This is a genomic window from Streptococcus suis (assembly GCA_022354845.1).
In the GTDB taxonomy this organism is placed as follows: Bacteria; Bacillota; Bacilli; order Lactobacillales; family Streptococcaceae; genus Streptococcus; species Streptococcus suis_AA.
Genome location: CP031970.1, coordinates 113,103 through 131,621, shown reverse-complemented (window position 1 = coordinate 131,621; position 18,519 = coordinate 113,103). Strand labels below are relative to the sequence as shown.

11 protein-coding genes, 1 other RNA gene and 1 pseudogene are annotated in these 18,519 nt (G+C 41.9%); 1 reads left to right on the top strand and 12 read right to left on the bottom strand.

All coding sequences use genetic code 11. From position 1 onward, the window contains the following. Nucleotides 1–57: 57 nt before the first annotated feature. A pseudogene (locus tag D2A30_00725) lies at nucleotides 58–1,409 on the top strand (MFS transporter). Nucleotides 1,410–1,507: 98 nt separating this feature from the next. Here the strand turns inward: D2A30_00725 and D2A30_00720 are convergent. The 12 genes from D2A30_00720 to D2A30_00665 form a co-directional block, all read right to left on the bottom strand. Continuing rightward, complete coding sequence (locus D2A30_00720; GenBank protein ID ULL20253.1) at nucleotides 1,508–2,185, bottom strand: rhomboid family intramembrane serine protease; 678 nt, start codon at nucleotides 2,183–2,185, stop codon at nucleotides 1,508–1,510. After that, nucleotides 2,169–2,711, bottom strand: a complete 543-nt coding sequence (locus D2A30_00715; GenBank protein ID ULL20252.1) for a 5-formyltetrahydrofolate cyclo-ligase — start codon at nucleotides 2,709–2,711, stop codon at nucleotides 2,169–2,171. The genes D2A30_00720 and D2A30_00715 overlap by 17 nt, the downstream gene beginning before the upstream one ends. A 41-nt stretch (nucleotides 2,712–2,752) precedes the next feature. Then, nucleotides 2,753–3,880 (bottom strand): N-acetyldiaminopimelate deacetylase, encoded by a 1,128-nt coding sequence (locus D2A30_00710; GenBank protein ULL20251.1) that lies wholly within the window; start codon nucleotides 3,878–3,880, stop codon nucleotides 2,753–2,755. Between the two features lie 9 nt (nucleotides 3,881–3,889). Next, a complete protein-coding gene (gene dapD / locus D2A30_00705) occupies nucleotides 3,890–4,588 on the bottom strand; it encodes a 2,3,4,5-tetrahydropyridine-2,6-dicarboxylate N-acetyltransferase (protein ID ULL20250.1) in 699 nt (232 codons plus the stop codon). 75 nt (nucleotides 4,589–4,663) lie between these two features. Next, nucleotides 4,664–5,407 carry a serine/threonine protein phosphatase gene (locus tag D2A30_00700; protein ID ULL20249.1) on the bottom strand — a complete coding sequence of 248 codons (744 nt, stop codon included), beginning with the start codon at nucleotides 5,405–5,407 and terminating at the stop codon, nucleotides 4,664–4,666. Nucleotides 5,408–5,472: 65 nt separating this feature from the next. Further along, nucleotides 5,473–6,822 carry a glucose-6-phosphate isomerase gene (locus D2A30_00695; protein ULL20248.1) on the bottom strand — a complete coding sequence of 450 codons (1,350 nt, stop codon included), beginning with the start codon at nucleotides 6,820–6,822 and terminating at the stop codon, nucleotides 5,473–5,475. 81 nt (nucleotides 6,823–6,903) lie between these two features. Next, entirely contained in the window at nucleotides 6,904–7,446 is a 543-nt protein-coding gene (locus D2A30_00690) for a hypothetical protein (GenBank protein ID ULL20247.1), read from the bottom strand. Between the two features lie 326 nt (nucleotides 7,447–7,772). Beyond that, an RNA gene (gene ffs / locus D2A30_00685) (signal recognition particle sRNA small type) lies at nucleotides 7,773–7,870 on the bottom strand. Between the two features lie 37 nt (nucleotides 7,871–7,907). Further along, entirely contained in the window at nucleotides 7,908–8,420 is a 513-nt protein-coding gene (gene tadA, locus D2A30_00680; protein ULL20246.1) for a tRNA adenosine(34) deaminase TadA, read from the bottom strand. A 50-nt stretch (nucleotides 8,421–8,470) separates the two neighbouring features. Then, nucleotides 8,471–10,441, bottom strand: coding sequence for a transketolase (gene tkt, locus D2A30_00675; GenBank protein ID ULL20245.1), 1,971 nt, complete (start codon nucleotides 10,439–10,441; stop codon nucleotides 8,471–8,473). A gap of 309 nt (nucleotides 10,442–10,750) precedes the next feature. Then, nucleotides 10,751–17,212 carry a pullulanase gene (locus D2A30_00670; protein ID ULL21961.1) on the bottom strand — a complete coding sequence of 2,154 codons (6,462 nt, stop codon included), beginning with the start codon at nucleotides 17,210–17,212 and terminating at the stop codon, nucleotides 10,751–10,753. 229 nt (nucleotides 17,213–17,441) lie between these two features. Further along, complete coding sequence (locus D2A30_00665; protein ULL20244.1) at nucleotides 17,442–18,389, bottom strand: LacI family transcriptional regulator; 948 nt, start codon at nucleotides 18,387–18,389, stop codon at nucleotides 17,442–17,444. Between the last annotated feature and the right edge of the window lie 130 nt (nucleotides 18,390–18,519).

Here is an 18,519-nt window from a genome sequence, read left to right as displayed (position 1 = left end):
TGGTAGCCAACTCCGTGCTACCCTTTTTTAATGAATAAAAACGGACGGATTCTCCCAATGAATGACACTGTTTCCAAAAACACAACCATGTCCATTGTTGCCACCGCTCTGCTAGGATTTTCAGGTATTCTTTCAGAAACGAGTATGAATGTGACATTTCCTACCCTACAAAAAGTTTATCACTTGCCACTGTCAAGTCTCTAATGGATTACAACCATCTTCCTTTTAGCTGTTGCAATATCAATGACTGTCAGTGCTACTTTACAGCAAAATGTTAAAGAAAAAACTATTTTAAATGCCTCTCTCATTCTGTTCACATCGGGTACAATCTTGGCATTTGCAACCCCTAGCTTCTCCATCATGATTGTAGGACGCGCCTTACAAGGATTAGGAACTGGGATTGGAATGACATTGATGTTCAATCTCATTTTAGACCGGATTCCTCCTCAAAAAATTGGAACCTATATGGGATCGGCGGTCTGATTATGAGTTTAGCACCTGCTTTCGGCCCTACCTATTGCGGTTTTATGATTGCACGCCTTCCCTGGCAATGGATTTTCATCTTTATCCTACCCGTCCCCCTTATCTGTTTTGTTCTAAACCATCTCTACATGGAAAATAGCCAAAAAGGTGAGAAACGTCCTTTGGATATTTCGTCCTTCATACTGTTAGCTCTTGCGCTAATTACGTCGCTTCTAGCAATTACAAGTCTAGAAGAAGGTAAAATAAATTGGATATATTTAACTGTATTCATCCTTTGCTTGGCCGCATTTATCCATCGAAGTCGGACTATCCCTAAACCATTTCTTGATATTCGTGTCTTGAAAGTACCAACCGTTTGGCTTGGTTTAATTCCCTTCTTTATTTATCAATTTGCTAATTTAGGTTCAAACTTTATTATTCCAAACTTTTTAATTGAAGCGAAGGGGGCAAGTTCCACCCTAGCAGGATTCTCATTACTACCAGGTACGCTTTTGGGAGCCATCCTAGCCCCTGTTTTTAGCAAATTCTATGATTTAAAAGGACCAAAACCTTCACTATATATTGGGAATACATTATTTACCATAGCTCTTTCAATCATGGCCTTATTCACTGAAACATTGACACTCTTTAGTTTGGCAGCAACCTATATTGTATTCACCTTTGGAAGAAACATGGCATTTAACAATACCCTGGCCGTTTCAGTATCCACATTGCCTCAAGAAAAGAAAGCAGATGCCACAGCTATTTTTCAAATGATGCAACAATTTGCAGGTGCTTTAGGAACAGCTATTGCTTCTGTCCTTGAAAATAGTAGCCAAAATTTGACCGTAGGAGTCCAATGTGTCTTCTCTCTACAGCTATTCTTAGTCGTCATTATCTACTTCTTCTTCATTAATCTATTCCAACAGCTCAGCAAAAATTCCTGAAAAAGATTGGATAGTTATAATTCTTTATCTTCAAATGAAAAAGCCGTCAGAAAACAATTCTAACGACTTCTGTTAAAAACTAGCATCCGCTAGTTTTTTTACATGAAATAAAATACGCCCAGTAGCAAAGCAAACAAACCCAAATAACCAATGAAACTGTAAAAAACCTGTTTCCCAGTAAATAAATTTTTCTCTGTAAGCGGTGGTAAAAAAATAACGACTAAACAACCACCAATCGCTCCTCCAATATGTCCCGCCATGCTAATGGATGGGGTAAAAAGGCCTAATGCCAAGTTCAGTCCTAGAAGAAGCATGTAACGTTGGCCAAGAACTTGTAAATAAGGGCTACGACTAAATTTTCTCAAAAGGGCCATGGCTGCAAATAAGCCAAAGAGCGAGGTCGACGCACCTGCGCCAACCACATCTGGTGTAAAGAAGAGAACAAAAAGGTTCCCCATAATACCAGATAATAGATAGAGAAGAAAGAACCTCCGGGACCCAAAAAGCCCTTCTAATTGATAACCTAAACCAAGTAAAGTAATACCATTGAATAGAAAATGCTCCCAACCAATGTGGACAAAAACAGGTGAAACCAAGCGCCACAACTGAGTCGGATCATAACGCACTACTTCACCATACATACCACCGAATTCAAAAATCGTATAGGCTGTAGTGGTCTGCCCAAAGCGAAATATTTGTATAAATAGAAAAACAAGAGCCGTAACTGCCAACAAGCCATTGGTCACAGGGTAGCGCTTATCAAAAAGATTCTTCAAAAATCAACAACTCCTTTACTGGGATATCAAATGTCTGGTGTTCAAAATCATATAACTGGAAAGAGCCCAAGGTCGATACCGTCTCCCCCTGATAATCTGACAAGTAGCGGTCATAAAACCCTGCCCCATAGCCAACCCGAAACCCTACTTGATTCCATGCCAATCCAGGGACATGAATCCAGTTAACCACAGACTTATCCACAGGTTGTGAATAAGTCCCAGGTTCCCAAAGTCCAAACCTTGTTTTAACCAAATCATCAGGATTATATTCTACAAAATCCATGCGTCCTTGTGAATAGGTTTTAGGAATGAAAATGCATTTTCCATCCTTTTGAGCCTGTTCAATTAAGTAACTAGTATCGAACTCATGTCCCATAGAAAGGTAGGTCCCAAGCGACTTTGAGCACTTATAGGTGTCAGAGGAAAGGAGCCTTTCTGTTAGTTGCTGACTCCATCTTGCTCGTTGACTACTCGTTAGTCCTTGCAAAGTCCCTAGCACTTCTTTCCGAATTTCTTTTTTATCCACAGAAACTCCTTTTCTTTCAGAAAAAGACTGGAAAACCCAGTCTAATTTGCTTTCGTTTTCAAAAAATCGCTCAACTTATCCACAGCAAAGGGAAGCACTTCCTCTTTGGGACTGAGACGAGGATTGTGAAGGGGATAAGGCGTATCCACACCCAGCCAGAACATAACACCTGGAACTTTGTTGAGCAGGTAGCCAAAGTCTTCACCCGTCATGGCAGGTGGACAGTCAATCATTTCCACACCATCAACCTGTTCAAAATAAGTCATTAGTTCATCCGCCAACTGAGGATTGTTCTCCACAGGCAGATAACCGCTAGGATTAAGTTCGATCTCCAAGTCTACTCCAAAGGACAGAGCAATTCCTTCTGCTATTTCACGCACTCGTTTTTGCACCAAGAGGCTCATACTCTGGGTCAAGGCCCGAATGGTGCCATGCAAAAAGGCTGTTTCGGTAATAACGTTGTTGGTCGTTCCCGCGTGCATGGAGCCGAAGGTCACCACAGCTCCCTCGATTGGGTCGACATTTCGACTCACCACTGACTGAACTTGGGTCACAAAGTAGCTGGCTGCCACCAAGGCGTCATTTGCGGTATGGGGAAATGCTGCGTGACCACCCTTTCCTGTAAACCGTATCTTGACCTCACAGGTCCCAGCAAAGAGGGTCGCACGGTTGGTGGCCATTTGACCAACTTTGAGATCTGGTCGGACATGGAGCCCATAAAATTCATCTGGTAACCAATCCCCAAAAGCTCCCGCTTCATACATAAGCATGCCACCTGCTAGATTTTCCTCTGCAGGCTGAAACAAGAAGAGTAGGTTATTTTTCGGTTGCTGCTCTGCCATTTTCTCCAAAAGCCCCAAGGCAATGGTCATGTGGAAATCATGTCCGCAGGCGTGCATCCGGTCTGGTTGGAGGGACTTGAAGTCCAGGCCCGTTTCCTCCACAATTGGCAGACCGTCAATATCCGTCCGCCAACCAATCGTTTTTTGAGGAGCAGATCCTGTCAGATAAACCAAGATACCCGTCTCCCACGTGCGAACTTGGGAAAAAGAGCAGTCTTGAAGCAACCCCTCTATAGTTTCCATAAGAAAGGCATGGGTCTTGAACTCCTCCATGCCCAGCTCTGGAATCTGGTGGAGGGCCCGCCGTGTTGCAATTAAATCTAGCATAGCTACCTCTTAGAGTGTCCGCAAAGCCTCTTCCAAGGCTGTTTTTTGTTGGGTTTGCTCATCGATTTCCTTGATGATGCGGGCTGGTACACCTGCAACCACAACGTTTTCAGGTACATCTTGGGTCACAATGGCACCCGCTGCGACAACAGAGCCACTACCGATTTGCACACCTTCGATGACAACAGCATTGGCACCAACCAAGACATTGTCACCAACACGAACTGGATCTGCAGAAGCTGGCTCGATGACACCAGCAAGGACCGCACCTGCACCGATGTGGCTGTTCTTACCAACCGTTGCACGGCCACCGAGAATAGCACCCATGTCAATCATAGTTCCTGGACCGATTTCTGCACCGATGTTGATAACGGCACCCATCATGATAACGGCATTATCGCCAATCGTCACTTGGTCGCGAATAATTGCACCTGGTTCAATACGAGCATTGATGTTCCGTTTGTCCAACAAGGGCACAGCTGAATTGCGGCCGTCTTGCTCAACCACGTAGTCTACATTTTCAGTCAAGTTCGTCAAAAGTGGCTCGACGTCTTTCCAGTCACCGAAGAGGACGTTGCCAAGTTTTGTCACTTCTGCAGGAACAGGACCAGCCAATTCCCCTTCATAAGTTACTTTCACAGTTGTTTTTTTCACCGCATTACCGATAAAGGCAATGATTTCTTGTGCAGTCATTTTTTGTGCAGTCATAATGATTCCAATCTAAAAATAATATTATGTCTATTATATCAAAATTTTCAAAAAATTTGGGGAAATTTTGTTTTCTCAATCACTCGTATGTTTCCTTGGATAAACAGCACCTATAATATTATCTTTTACCAGACCAGTGTCATCCAGTACAATCCCATGGAGAACTCCGCCGTAAACAGCTCCGCCATCAATCCCCATTTTACCATCTGGGCTAGTCCAAATTTGACTAATGCGAAGTTGAGTTTGAAAGAGGTTATACACAGGTGTATGTCCAAAGACAATCATTTTTCCTGTGGTATTTTCAGCCTCATGGAAAGGGGTGCGTAACCAAACCTTATCATGATTACTGGTTTTTCGCCAATCAGGCAAGGTCAGATCCACACCCGCATGAACGAAAATATAGTGCTCGGTTTCTACATGGTAAGGGCATGTTTTGACAAAAAAATTGATCAATTGTTCGTATTGTTCCATCACCGCATTGGCATCGATTAAGCCATCCACAGGTGTATCCAAGGGACGCCCAAGAAGAGAATTAATGGTCGTATCGCCACCATTCCTCCGGTAATGATCATAGCGTTCCAAGGGATCCCGCAACCAAGCTAAAAACATACGTTCATGGTTACCTGTCAGACAGATAGCTTCCTTTTCGCGAACCAACTGCCAAACCAGTTCTAAACAGGCCTTTGAATTTTCTCCACGGTCAATCAAATCTCCCAGAAAAATTAGCTGTTGTCGCTCTTCATCCCATTTCTTTAAAATATCTAGTAGGAGCTCAAACTCTCCATGGACATCACCCACTACAAAAAATTCATTTTTCATAGGCTCTATTCTACCACATTTAATAAGCAAAGAAAAACTGACCGTCGCCGATCAGTTTGGTTTTTTTACAAACGTGCGTTTAATTCTGCACCAAGTTCTTCAAATCCTGGTTTACCAAGAAGAGCAAACATATTTTTCTTGTAGGCTTCTACACCTGGTTGGTCAAATGGGTTGATAGCATTGAGGTAACCAGAGATAGCAATAGCCAATTCAAAGAAGTAGAAGGTGTAACCAAGTGTGAACTCATCTTGTTGTGGAAGAGTCACAAACATGTTTGGTACGTCACCATCTGTGTGAGCAAGAAGCACTCCATCCGTTGCTTTTTTGTTTACAAAGTCAACGTCTTTTCCTTGCAAGTAGCCCAGACCATCAAGGTCTTCTTCCATTTCAGGGATAAGAATATTTTTTCTAGGTTTGTCAACACGAACAACTGTTTCAAAGATGTTGCGGTTTCCTTCTTGGATAAATTGTCCAAGAGAGTGCAAGTCTGTTGAGAAGTTAGCAGATGTTGGATTGATACCTTTTTGATCCTTACCTTCGGATTCACCAGCCAACTGTTTCCACCATTCACTGAAGTATTGAAGCGATGGTTCGTAGTTAGCTAAGATTTCTGTTACATAACCTTTTCTGTAAAGAATGTTACGCACTGCAGCATATTGGTATGCTTGGTTTTCAGCAATTTTATCAGATGTGAATGTCGTACGGGCAGCATTTGCACCTTCCATAAGAGCGTCAATATCTGCACCAGATGCTGCGATTGGCAAAAGTCCAACTGCTGTCAATACTGAGAAGCGTCCACCGACGTTATCTGGAACAACAAAAGTTTCCCAACCATTTGCATCTGCTTCCACTTTTACAGCACCTTTGGCTTTATCTGTTGTAGCATAGATACGGTTATTAGCTTCTTCTTGACCGTATTTTTTCACAAGCAATTCTTTAAAGACACGGAAAGCAATCGCGGGCTCTGTTGTTGTACCTGATTTAGAAATCACGTTAACAGAGAAATCTTTATCCGACACGTAGTCAACCAAGTCAGCAAGGTAGCTTGATGAGATAGAATTTCCAGCGTAAAGGATTTGTGGCGCTTTGCGTTCTTCACGAGTTTGCAAATTAGCAAAAGAATTGCTTAAAAAGTCAATCGCTGCTTTGGCACCAAGGTATGAACCACCGATACCAATAACCACCAAAACTTCACTTTCATTTTGGATCTTAGTTGCTGCTTTCTTGATACGAGCAAATTCTTCTTTGTCATAGTTTTCTGGCAAATCCAACCAGCCAATAAAGTCGCTACCAGGACCTGTACCTTGACGAAGCATTTGGTCAGCCAATGTAACCTGTGGTTGCATATAGTCAACTTCTTGTGCACCAACAAATTGGCCTAAGACTTTTGAATAATCAAATGTAATATGTGTCATGTTTTTCCTCCATTTGTATACTATAATATGATAACGCTTTATCAGGTTTTTTTCAAGGAATTTATCAATTTTCATTCATTTTCATGAAATGGTTTGCGTAATTTTTGGTTTTCTTGGAAATTCCATGAAATTTTCACGTTTACAATAATCCTCTAGGGTCTCTCCAGCATGTGTTACAGTAATCCAGTAGGGAAATAGCTTAGCTAGCATATACAGTGGAATCAGAGCGATATACCAAATAAACATAACCTCAAAGATAAAGCGTTGGTTGTTTCCTCTAGAAATATAGCGTTGCCGATATTCCTCTTTTAAAAACGGATGAGGAATGAAAATATGAAACAAGACCCCACCACGTACTATCATTGCAGCTAGCATTCTGGCTAAAAAATTCAGTGCTACTAAAACAACTTTTCCATCCTGGTGGAGACTATATGCTTTATCCACATAGATTGTTTTATAGAGCTTATCCTTTAAAGGCCGCTTCGTTGATTTTCGTTCTTCCTTACTCAAATGCTGTACACTACTATTATCGTATTTTATATCGGACATCTCTAAGTCCACCACTCTGCTATATTTCTTAGCAAGAGTCGTTTTCCCCATACCTGGAAAGGCAAATACAAACATAGACTTCCCTCCTTCTTTTTCAATAGAATAGCAGAGCAGTCCAAAACTTTTCTTAATAATATTCGAAAAACGGAGCCATCTAGAATCAATTCAAGTAGAATGTGTTATGCGACGATGAAAAAGAATTTGAAGAATAAAAGCCAAAGAATATTTCAAACCGCCTCCCCCCCTGACAATCCCTGACTTTAATTCTTTTCGTTATGGGGTGGGGTATTGTAGCTTGGCTAGTTTCGTTCATGGTTTGATTTGACTGCCCCTATTTTGCCCCTGTCTCTAAAAAACGAGACAATAAAAAACCTCTGAAAGCTTAATTTCAAAGGATTTTTAGGCTGTACAAAAAAAGAGCACACACCCGACTTCGCTTAGGGCTGCTGGATTCCTCCCCTGACCCGCTTCACGCACGAATGTTGCTCCGTTTATTATTATAACACAATTTGGCTAGAGTGCAAGTGGAGAGTCGATTAGGATTGATCCACTAGGGATTTAGTAGCCAGCTTATCAGCTTTTTGCTTCTCCCTACGTTGTCTGAAAAAATCTTGCATCATTTGGGCACACTCCTCTTCCAATATTCCCTTTTCCACCTCTACTCGATGATTCAGACGGACGTCCGCTAAAATATCATAAAGACTCCCAGCAGCACCAAACTTTTGATTGGTGCCTCCATAAATCACCCTTGGAATGCGTGCGAGACCAATAGCACCACTACACATGACACAGGGTTCTATTGTGACAAAAAGGGTCGTATCCAGCAGTCGCCAATTCCCTTCCACTCGATTGGCTTCTTGGATGGCCATGACTTCGGCGTGCATGATGGCTTGATTGAGTTCCTCACGCGCATTGTGGCCTCTACCAATAATCTGCCCTTCCTTCACAATAACGCAACCGATTGGGATTTCATCTTTTTCAAGGGATTTTCGTGCCTCTTCTAAGGCTTGTCTCATAAAATATTCTTTTTCTTCTAAGGTATAGTTCATAAAATGATTATAACAGAAAACAGCCCCGAAAGGCTGTTTCTGACATTTTACTATAATTTGCCAACCAAGTTCACAACATTTTCTACTGTGAAGCCATAGTTGTCAATAACTGTTTGTGCTGGAGCTGAGGCACCGAACGTGTCGATACCAAGAACTTTACCGTCAAGACCGACATACTTGTACCAACTTTGAGTCGCACCCATTTCAATAGCCAAGCGACGACGGATAGCATTTGGAAGGATTTCTTCCTTATAAGCTGCATCTTGTGCATCAAAGAGCTCTGTAGACGGTACAGAAACCACACGGACCTTAGTGCCTGTTGCTTCTAGTTCTTTGGCAGCTTTTACAGCCAAGTTCACTTCTGAACCAGATGCAAGAAGGATGGTATCAAAGCCTGCTGCTTCATAGACAACGTAAGCACCTTTTGCAACCTTGTCAAAGGCTGTTCCTTCTTCAACTGTCAAGTTTTGACGAGTGAGAACAAGAGCTGATGGTGTTGATTTGCTGGTCAATGACAAGTACCAAGCTGCCTGTGTTTCACGCGCATCTGCTGGACGGAAAACGTTGAGGTTTGGCATGGCACGAAGTCCTGCCAAGTGCTCGATTGGCTCGTGAGTTGGGCCATCTTCACCAACTGCAATTGAGTCATGCGTGAAGACATAAGTTACAGGAAGTCCTTGAAGGGCTGACAAACGAACTGCTGCCTTCACATAGTCTGAGAAGACGAAGAAGGTACCACCGAAAACGCGAAGTCCACCGTGTGCTGCCATACCATTCAAGATAGTACCCATAGCAAATTCACGCACACCGAATTGGATATTGCGATTCAGAGGATTAGCAGAGTCTTGAAGTCCTTCCCCCTTAATGACAGTCATATTTGAGTGTGCCAAGTCAGCTGAACCACCAAAGAAATTTGGTAATACTGCCGCTGCTGCATTTATCGCGTCTTGTGATGAGTTACGAGTTGCTTGTGAGAAACCATTTTCATAGACAGGGAAATCAGCTTCTGTCAACTCAGCCAATTCACGACCTTCCAAGATAGCTGTTACTTCTGCAGCCAATTCTGGATGTGCTACTTTGTAGTCTTCCACCAATCTCACCCAAGCATCATACGCAGCTGCTCCACGGTCAGCTACATTAGCTTTGAAGTCCGCATAGACCTCAGCTGGAATTTCAAACGGAGCATAGTTCCAATCAAGTGCCTTACGAGTTGCTTCTGCCTCTTCTGGACCAAGAGGAGCACCGTGAGCCGCATTGCTTCCAGCTTTATTTGGCGAACCATAACCAATAACTGTTTTGATTTCGATAAGTGATGGTTTACCAGCAGCTTTTGCTTTTTCAATAGCCGCAAAGATGACATCTACATCTGTACCATTTGTTACGAGGTCTGTATACCAACCATATGCATCGTAACGTGCACGTACACTTTCTGTAAAGGCATCTTTCGTTTCACCATCCAAGTTGATGTCGTTTGAATCATAGAGAACGATGAGTTTTTCTAATTTTTGAAGTCCTGCATAAGAAGCAGCCTCTGAGGAAACACCTTCCATCAAGTCCCCATCACCGCAAATCACATAAGTATAGTGATCAAAGATTGGGAAGCCATCGCGGTTGTACTTAGCTGCAAGGAAACGCTCTGCTTGCGCAAAACCTGTCGCAGTTGAAATCCCTTGTCCAAGAGGGCCTGTTGTTGCATCTACACCTGTTGTATGACCTAATTCTGGGTGACCTGGTGTTTTTGACCCCCATTGACGGAAGTTCTTGATCTCGTCCATTGTGACATCTTCAAATCCTGACAAATGAAGGAGGCCATAAAGAAGCATGGAGCCATGGCCGGCTGATAAGATGAAACGATCACGGTTAATCCAATTCGGTTGGGATGGATTAATGCGGAGCTCCTTGGTAAAGAGGCTGTAAGCCATTGGGGCTGCACCCATAACGATGCCAGGGTGACCTGATTTCGATTTCTCAATGGCATCAATACCAAGGAAACGAATCGCATTGACTGAAAGATTTGACATGTTTTTCTCCTTTTATAAAGTCATGTTTTCATTATACCATAAAGCGTTTTCTATGTCTGTCAGAATATTCTTGTTTCTATATAACGAAATTCTTTTGAGAGGAGGGGAATCAATAAATGTATGAAACAAATTACAATTTTTGAGATCTAAAAAATCCAAGTAAATTCTTCATTAAAAAAAACACATAGAATCATTGCGTTACTAAACCGTTGATTCTATGCGTTTTATAATGTGGTCTATCTCAATAATTTTGCTACATTTTAAGCTTTTCCCAAAAACTGTAAAAACTATTGTTACGTCCGAAGAATACTATTCTTCCGATTTTTTGTTTCTTCCTTGTGCAGCAACTGTCAAACCAAGTCCAGCAAGTCCGAGACCTAGAAGTGCCAAATCACTTTGTCGGTCACCTGTAGCTGGTAGGCTTTCTTTGTTTGATGCACTTGTGGTTTGTTCAGACACTTGAGCTGTTGGAGTAGAAAGACTTGGTTTTTCTACCACATCCTTAGCCTCCATACTACCCTTAACAACAATCCGTGCCTCAGCATCTACAACTGATTCTGATAACAAGTTAGTAGCAATCACCTTGCCGTCAACTAAGACATCTTGATAAACCAAGACTCTCTTACCTGCCTTACCTTCTTGAAGCACATAAGATTGACCTTTTGCGAGAGTTGCATCATAGCGAACTTCCTCTGCAATCGGAAGGACAGATTCTTCTGTACGTTCTTTCGTAGTAAAGTCTAAGGTTGGTTTTTCTTCAGCAGTAGGTGCTGTATCTGGAACGTCTGTGATGATATAAGGCAAACGAATCACCGCTGCAGTTAGTGGCGAAAGGACAACTGCACTATCAGTCAATTCGACACCCACTATATCAGACAATGCTTCTACACCTGCACGCTCACCATCAACCAGTACTTGACCCTGCAGTAAGTCTTTGTAAACATCTGAAAGAACAAAACTACGTTCCTTACTGTCAGCATTGACAAAGACAGCATAGCGATCACCGTTGCTTGCAATGGTTTGATAGGCAATAACCACATCGTTTGTAGCAATACCATTTTGACCTGGTATTGAAATCAAGCTAACCATTTGATCGACTTGGTCTTTTGTTCCCAAACGGAAGGCATCTGTAGATTTGCGCAAGGCAATCAATCCTTTTGTAAAGGCCTGAGTACGGGTATTTTCTGGATAGAGCGCCTCATCTGTCGCTTTGGTCCAGTCAAACTTGTTGACGGCATCAGATGAATCATAAGAATCATGAATGTAGTATGGGTAATCAAATGGTGTACCATCAGCATTTGTCAACAAATGAGCTTTGTTCGGCACTTGATCTTCTGCTACAGGGTACTGATAATCAGGGTGACGGAACTGTTTGGTCCGTCCATACTCCTGACCAGAATGGATGAACGGTGTCCCTTGAGCAGTCAAAACTAGCAAGTTACCCAAACGTTGCCGTTGGTGAATTTCAGTGTAATTTTCAGCGATTGATGGGTCCTTCTTGATGGACTGAGCAATGATATCAAAGAGGGTCAAGTTATCATGCGCAGCAATATATTGGATCACATCACCTGGATCATCTGCCAAGAAGTTGCCTGGTTGTGCCTTGATGTTATTGAAGACAGATTCTACACTCTTAGCACCGCCTGTGATAAAGGCTGGCTGACCTTCGTTTGGATAACCAGATTTAAGTGTATTGCGAATTTCATCTGAGAATACCGCAACAGTATCTGTTGAACTCATCCAGTCTTGGTCTGCTGGCTGAACAGGCTGATTGGCATCACCTGTAAAGGTTCTCCAACCTTCACCAAGCATAATGATGTTTGGATTGAGTTTTTGAGCTTCAGTAAAGGCCAGCTCAATTGCTTCGGCATCATGGTCCCCCATCATATCAAAGCGGAAACCATCTACCTTAAACTCGTCCACAAGATACTTGATAGAATCAACGAGGACACGGCGACTCATGTAGTGAGTGGTTCCCAGACGACCACCACCAAAGCTTGATTTAGCCGTACCATCTGCCTCCATGAAGTGATAATAGTTTGGCTCTAAATCTTCAAATAAGAAAGTCTTAGAAGTGTGGTTATACACCACATCCAAAATCACACCCATGCCTTGTTTGTGAATTTCATTGACCAGGTTTTTGAACTCTTCAATGCGTTTCATTGGATCTGTCGGATCTGTAGAATACATACCTGTAAAGGCAAAGTAGCTCTGTGGATCATAACCCCAGTTGTAGTTACTGTTGCTTGACGCGTACTTATCCATCCGCTCTGTATTTTTCAATTCATTGACAAAATAGTAGCTCATAACAGGCAATAATTGAATATGAGTCACACCCAATTCCTTGAGGTAGCTGAGACGCTCTGCAAAGGCTGCAAAGGTACCAAACTGAGCAGTCAATTCATCCGAAATTGCAGGATCTGATGTGAAGTCACGAACATGTGCTTCATATATAATCGCATCTTCACGCTGATTGAAATTAGGAATAGTAGCATAATCCAAATTGCTTGGACCAACTTCTGATGGATCCACAATCGCCGCTTTGGCAATACGATAAGATGGATCAGTATCTGCTAAATCACTATTCCACTCCGCTAAAGACATAGCATATGGATCTAAAACAAGAACAGATTGATCCCCACGAGTGATTTCATAATGGTAATAGTAACCACGATAATCTGCGATACCAAGATCTGATTGACTGTTCAATTCAAGATCCCATTGTCCTTTATCGCCCTTGGTCATGGCTAATTTACCGACCACCTTAGACTGATCATCCTTATCATAAAGAACAACTGCTACACTGTCTGCACTTGGAGACCAGAGAGTCATATCAACGACACTTCCAGCCTGACTCACACGCGCACCAAGTTCTCCATCATAAGCATAGAGCTCATCCTTCAATTGCCAGCTCATAGTTGTTGTGAAGCTATCATTGCCATATTTGAGGGTATAGCCCGCATTTTCTTGGTTGAAATCCCCAAGGACTCGCACCTTGTTGCTGGTAGCATCCAAGACAAGGTCCGTCACAGTCACCGTCTGACCATTTTTATCTGTTACAGACAATTTTTCAAAAATACTTTCCTTATCAGCACCTTCAAGCGTTGTAAAGACTGCTTCTAGAGCTGTCAGGCTAACATGAGAAACGCCTGTTACACGGACGTTGTTCACAAAATACGGATTAGTGTAGATGGTTGGATCCTCATCTTTTAGGAAGATTTGTGTCTGATTTTTCAAATCTGTAAAGCTATAATCTTTCTGCTGAATCTTGACATCATCTCCTGACTTGCTTTCATCCAATAGCAGGAAGCCAATTGAACTTGGTAAATCTGTCAATTTGACATCGATATAGGCACCATATTTACCTTGGTTTTCAAAATCAATACCATTTGGCCAGTCACCCAAGACAACATCAGTCACATCACCCCAGATCCAGAGACCTTTTTGGTCATAATCGCCATCTGTACGGAAGTAATTGATACGGATATAGCCTTCTTTGAGTGGTTGATAGAGGCTGAGTTGATAATTCTCATCAAACCAAGCTTCATTCATCTTAGTGCTAATTCGCTCAATAACTTTATCGCCGGTTATATTTTCCCCAGATGTATTATTAATCAGAAGACTGATTTTGCTGGCTGTTTCATCTTTCATCTTGATATCAAGATAATAGCCATAATCATCCTGCTTAGCAGTACTGAAATTAGTCGCCCCCGTTGGCCAAGCACCAACATCTGACGATGGTTTTTCGACATCATCCCATGTCCATAAACCTAAGCTAGATAAATTATCAGATGGTAGAGTTTTAAAGTGAACACGTAAGTAGCCTGTTTCAATTGGTTCTTCAGTTGCTCCTTGCACACTTGCATTGACGATGTCACCTGCTTCTGTCTGAAGGAGCATGGTGCCACCTTGACCGATAGTTGGAAGTTCGACTTGAACAACCCATTTACCGTCTTTCTCGATAGCTTGATAAGATTTTCCTGTGTATGCATCTGTGACCACTACATCCTTACCAGATACTTCAATTGCCATTCCCTTGCTCTCGGTATTGGTTGAGAAGACAAGATAGGCAGCTTGATCTTGGTAACTGCGTTTGCTGATAAGCCAACCTTGGCTATCATTTCCAGCAAGTGTTGTTGTATCACCACGTGAGAGCAATGTTGAATTTCCATTACGGAAAGCCAACAATTTTTGGTAATGGTCCTCTATGTCACTTGTCTCTACCTTACTCCAATCGAAATCGTACCGGTTGTCATAAGCTGGCCAGTTGTTTTGTCCAGATTGGCCTAATTCTTCACCGTAGTATATGACAGGCTGACCTTTAGCAGTAATCAAGAGACTAGCAGCCAATTTCAGTTTATCCAGATTTCCTTCTTTGTCTGCGCCACCGAGACTGTAAAGGAAACCATCTTCGTCATGACTACCCAAGAATTGACCCAGAGAAGCTGCGCTAGTCAGAACCTTGCTACGCTCTTCTAGCTCTTTTCCAGCTGCTTTCAGTTGACCATTGACCAAATACTTGGCGATATCCTTGAAGCCAAAGTCCAACAAGCTGTCCATAGTACCGATTCCCAAGTCACCCTTGGTATCTTTATAGTTAGCTCCCCAAGTTTCTCCAATCAAGTGGAAGTCAGGATCTCTATCCACCAATTCATTTTTGAAATGTTGCCATGTGGTATCATCAACGTGTTTGACTGTATCGACACGGAAACCATAGATTGAATTACCTTTAGCAGTTTTTGAGCGTTCCAACCAAGATGCCTGCCAAGCAACCAACTGATTGCGTACTGTAGCTTCTTCTGTCTTGAAGTCTGGTAATCCAGATAATGAGCCTAATTGGTCATCTCCCTGCTTATCTTCTTCCTTGGTCCGTACCATACCTTTAAAGGTTTCTTCTGCGCCATAGCCAGCATGATTCAACACCACGTCAACAATGATATTGATTCCTTTTTCGGCTGCGGCATCAATCAATTTGTGGAAATCGGCTAAACTTCCCAAATGTGGATTTAGTTTTTCAAAATTTGATGCCCAGTAGCCATGGTAAGCATAGTATTCTCCATCTGTAGCGCTACCAACATTCTGTGGAATATTTTCAACAATTGGTGTCAACCAGATAGAATCCACACCCAATTCTTTCAAGTAGTCCAACTTAGCTGTAACCCCTTTAAAATCTCCGCCTCGGTAGAGACCACGAGGGTTAGTTACGTCTCCAACAACCTTCTGATCATTGCTAACGTCACCATTGTAGAAACGGTCAGTCATCATAAAGTAGATGACTTGCTCGTCCCAGTCTTTTTCACCTTCTGCCTTAATGCGCTCCGTAATGGTCACATCCAATTTTGTTTCGTAGTAGCCATTGTCTTTATCATATACCTTTACAGGTAGACTGTATGTCCCTGGAGCTGTGTCAGAAGTTGCCTTAATCGTTACACGATTAAGCTCTGTTGAAATTGGTACGATACCACCACCCAGTGTAGTAGTGTCGACTTCCATTTTGATAATTTCAGCACTTTCAGGATTGGTTATAGCTACAGAAACAAGACCACTTTCGTTGTAGTTGAAAGGCGCGTTTATACTTGCTTCAATGGTTACATTTTTTGTTCCCGGAGTAGCTTTGCTTGTATCTAATTCTACTTTTTCTTCGATAAAGTATGGATTGGTATAGACTTTGTCATCACCATTCTGAAGGAAAATTTGGCTATGCCGTTTACGATCTGCAAAAGCAAAATCAACCGATTTATTGCCAGCAAGATCTGGATTATTCTGATTGATTAGTAGAAATCCAAGCTTAGAATCTAAACCATTTGAAAGAGGAATGTCAACATAAGCACCGTATTTCCCAACTTTAAAATCAAGGGCACCTACTGGCCAGCCGCTACTTACTTCAGTCGTATCTCCCCAAGTCCATACGCCCCAACCATCATAATTGTTGTCTTCACGTGTGTAATTGATGCGGAGAACATTTTCATCCTTGAGTGGCTCATAGCTAGAAACAGTATAATCGCTAGCAACCCAAGCCTCATTTTGTTCCGGAACAAGAAGCTCCACTTTTTGGTCCGATTCTGTTATTTTTTCTCTATCTTTAAGGACCACATAACCGATTGTGCCTGGTGTCTCAGATTTTTTAATATCAACATAATGGCCGTAGTCATCCACTTGGCTACTTGAGAAATTCACTGTATCAGTTGGCCATTTATTTCCATCAGATGGTGTTTCAACTCCTCCCCAAGTCCACAAACCTTGACTTTCTGGTGCTGTTTCGTCTACATTTTCAAAGTGCAGACGAATACTACCTTCTTCAATTGGCGCTTCTGCTGGGGTGGACAATGTAGCTGTTTCTGCTACAGTTGCAACATTTTCTACTGATGCTGTATTTACTTGTGCATCGAAAGCTTCGCTTGCTTCAGCAACTAGCGTTGATGCCTCTGCAGCTGTTGTGTCAGAAGTTACAACCTCTTCTACTGATGCTGTATTTACTTGTGCATCGAAAACTTCGCCTGCTTCAGCAACTAGCGTTGATGCCTCTGTAGCAGTTGTGTCAGAAGTTACAACCTCTTCAACCAACTCACTGCCAGCGACTGATGCAGTAGCATCAACATCTGACGTTTGATCTGTATTAATTGGAGCTGTTATTTCCGTAGAGGGAGTTGCTACTTCCTCTGCTTGAACTAATTGGCCAGTTCCGGATATCAAAAAAGCTGTTGCAATACCGACTGATGCAACACCCACCGTGAACTTACGTATCCCAAAAATAACCTTTTTTTCAAACATTGGTGATTTCTTTGCTACACGCAAACGTTTTTTATTCATTCCATTCTCCTTTGGTATGTCTAATATAATAATAGTATATAAGAAACAGCCGTTACTTTGCAAACGTTTTCTTAATTGTTAGCGGTAACAGTTTTACTTAAAAAATAAGGGGATTGTGCCACTGGAACTTATTGTTAGATAGTTTCTAACTGTACTTTGGACAATTCCCTATTTATGAAGACTTTAATTGTTAAGACCGAGTGCTCTCTCTCTCGACTAAACTCGCTTGACAATACCGGTTGTATTCTTTCAATTCCCGTCCTTCAACCAAGCGCATCAACTGGCTAACACTAATTCTTCCCATTTGACGAAAGGGTTGTTTCATTGTTGTCAACTGTGGATTAGAAACTCGATCAATAAATATTCCATCAAACCCAATAATCCCGTAATCTTCAGGTACATTCCTTGACATATTCATTAATCCTCGAGCAATTCCCAAAGCTATTCGGTCTGAGGCACAGATAAAGCATGTATTCGGCATTAACTTATTAACTTGTGTAATGAACTTTTCTGCTATCCTTGACCGATTTTCTAATCGGTAAACCCTTGGTTTTTGACCTAACTCATCCATAGCCTCTAAATATCCAGCTTCTCTAGCTTGAGCAAAAGTATCTGGTAAATCGATTCCCACAAATACAACTTGATGATATCCTTTTCTTGTTGCAAATATACTGGCTTGATAGGTTGCCTCTTTATTCTGTGTGTCAACAAAAGGTATCCCTGCTCGATTCTCTCCAAAAAGTACTACTGGTTTATTCAAACTTTTCAGCCAACTATAGTCTGAAGTACGTGCTCCAGTAACGATATAACCATCACATTGGTCTGTTACTTGGTGCTTTTCGGTCACAATCTGCATCGTGTAATTTTTTTCAGTCAATCCAAGAGCAATCCCTGCGATCAATTCGGCATAGTAAGGCTCTACAATCTCCATCTCCTCTAGAATGATAACTTGAACTGTCAATGTCCGTTGTTGAGCAAGGGCTTTTGCTACAACATTTGGTTGATAATCTAACTCTTTCATCGCTAATCGGACCAGTTGTTTTAACTCTTCTGTGACAAGTTCCGGATGATTCAGAACCCTAGAAACAGTCATCTTTGAAACATTGGCCCTTTTCGCCACATCCGCCAACGTCGTCATATTTCTCCCCTTTAGATTTCAAAGCCATAAAGTGCAAACGTTTTCTTAATGTTATTATATACTATTGACCACTAAAAAGTAAAGCCCTTTCAATATATATTTATTAAAAATAAGTAAGATTTGTACACAA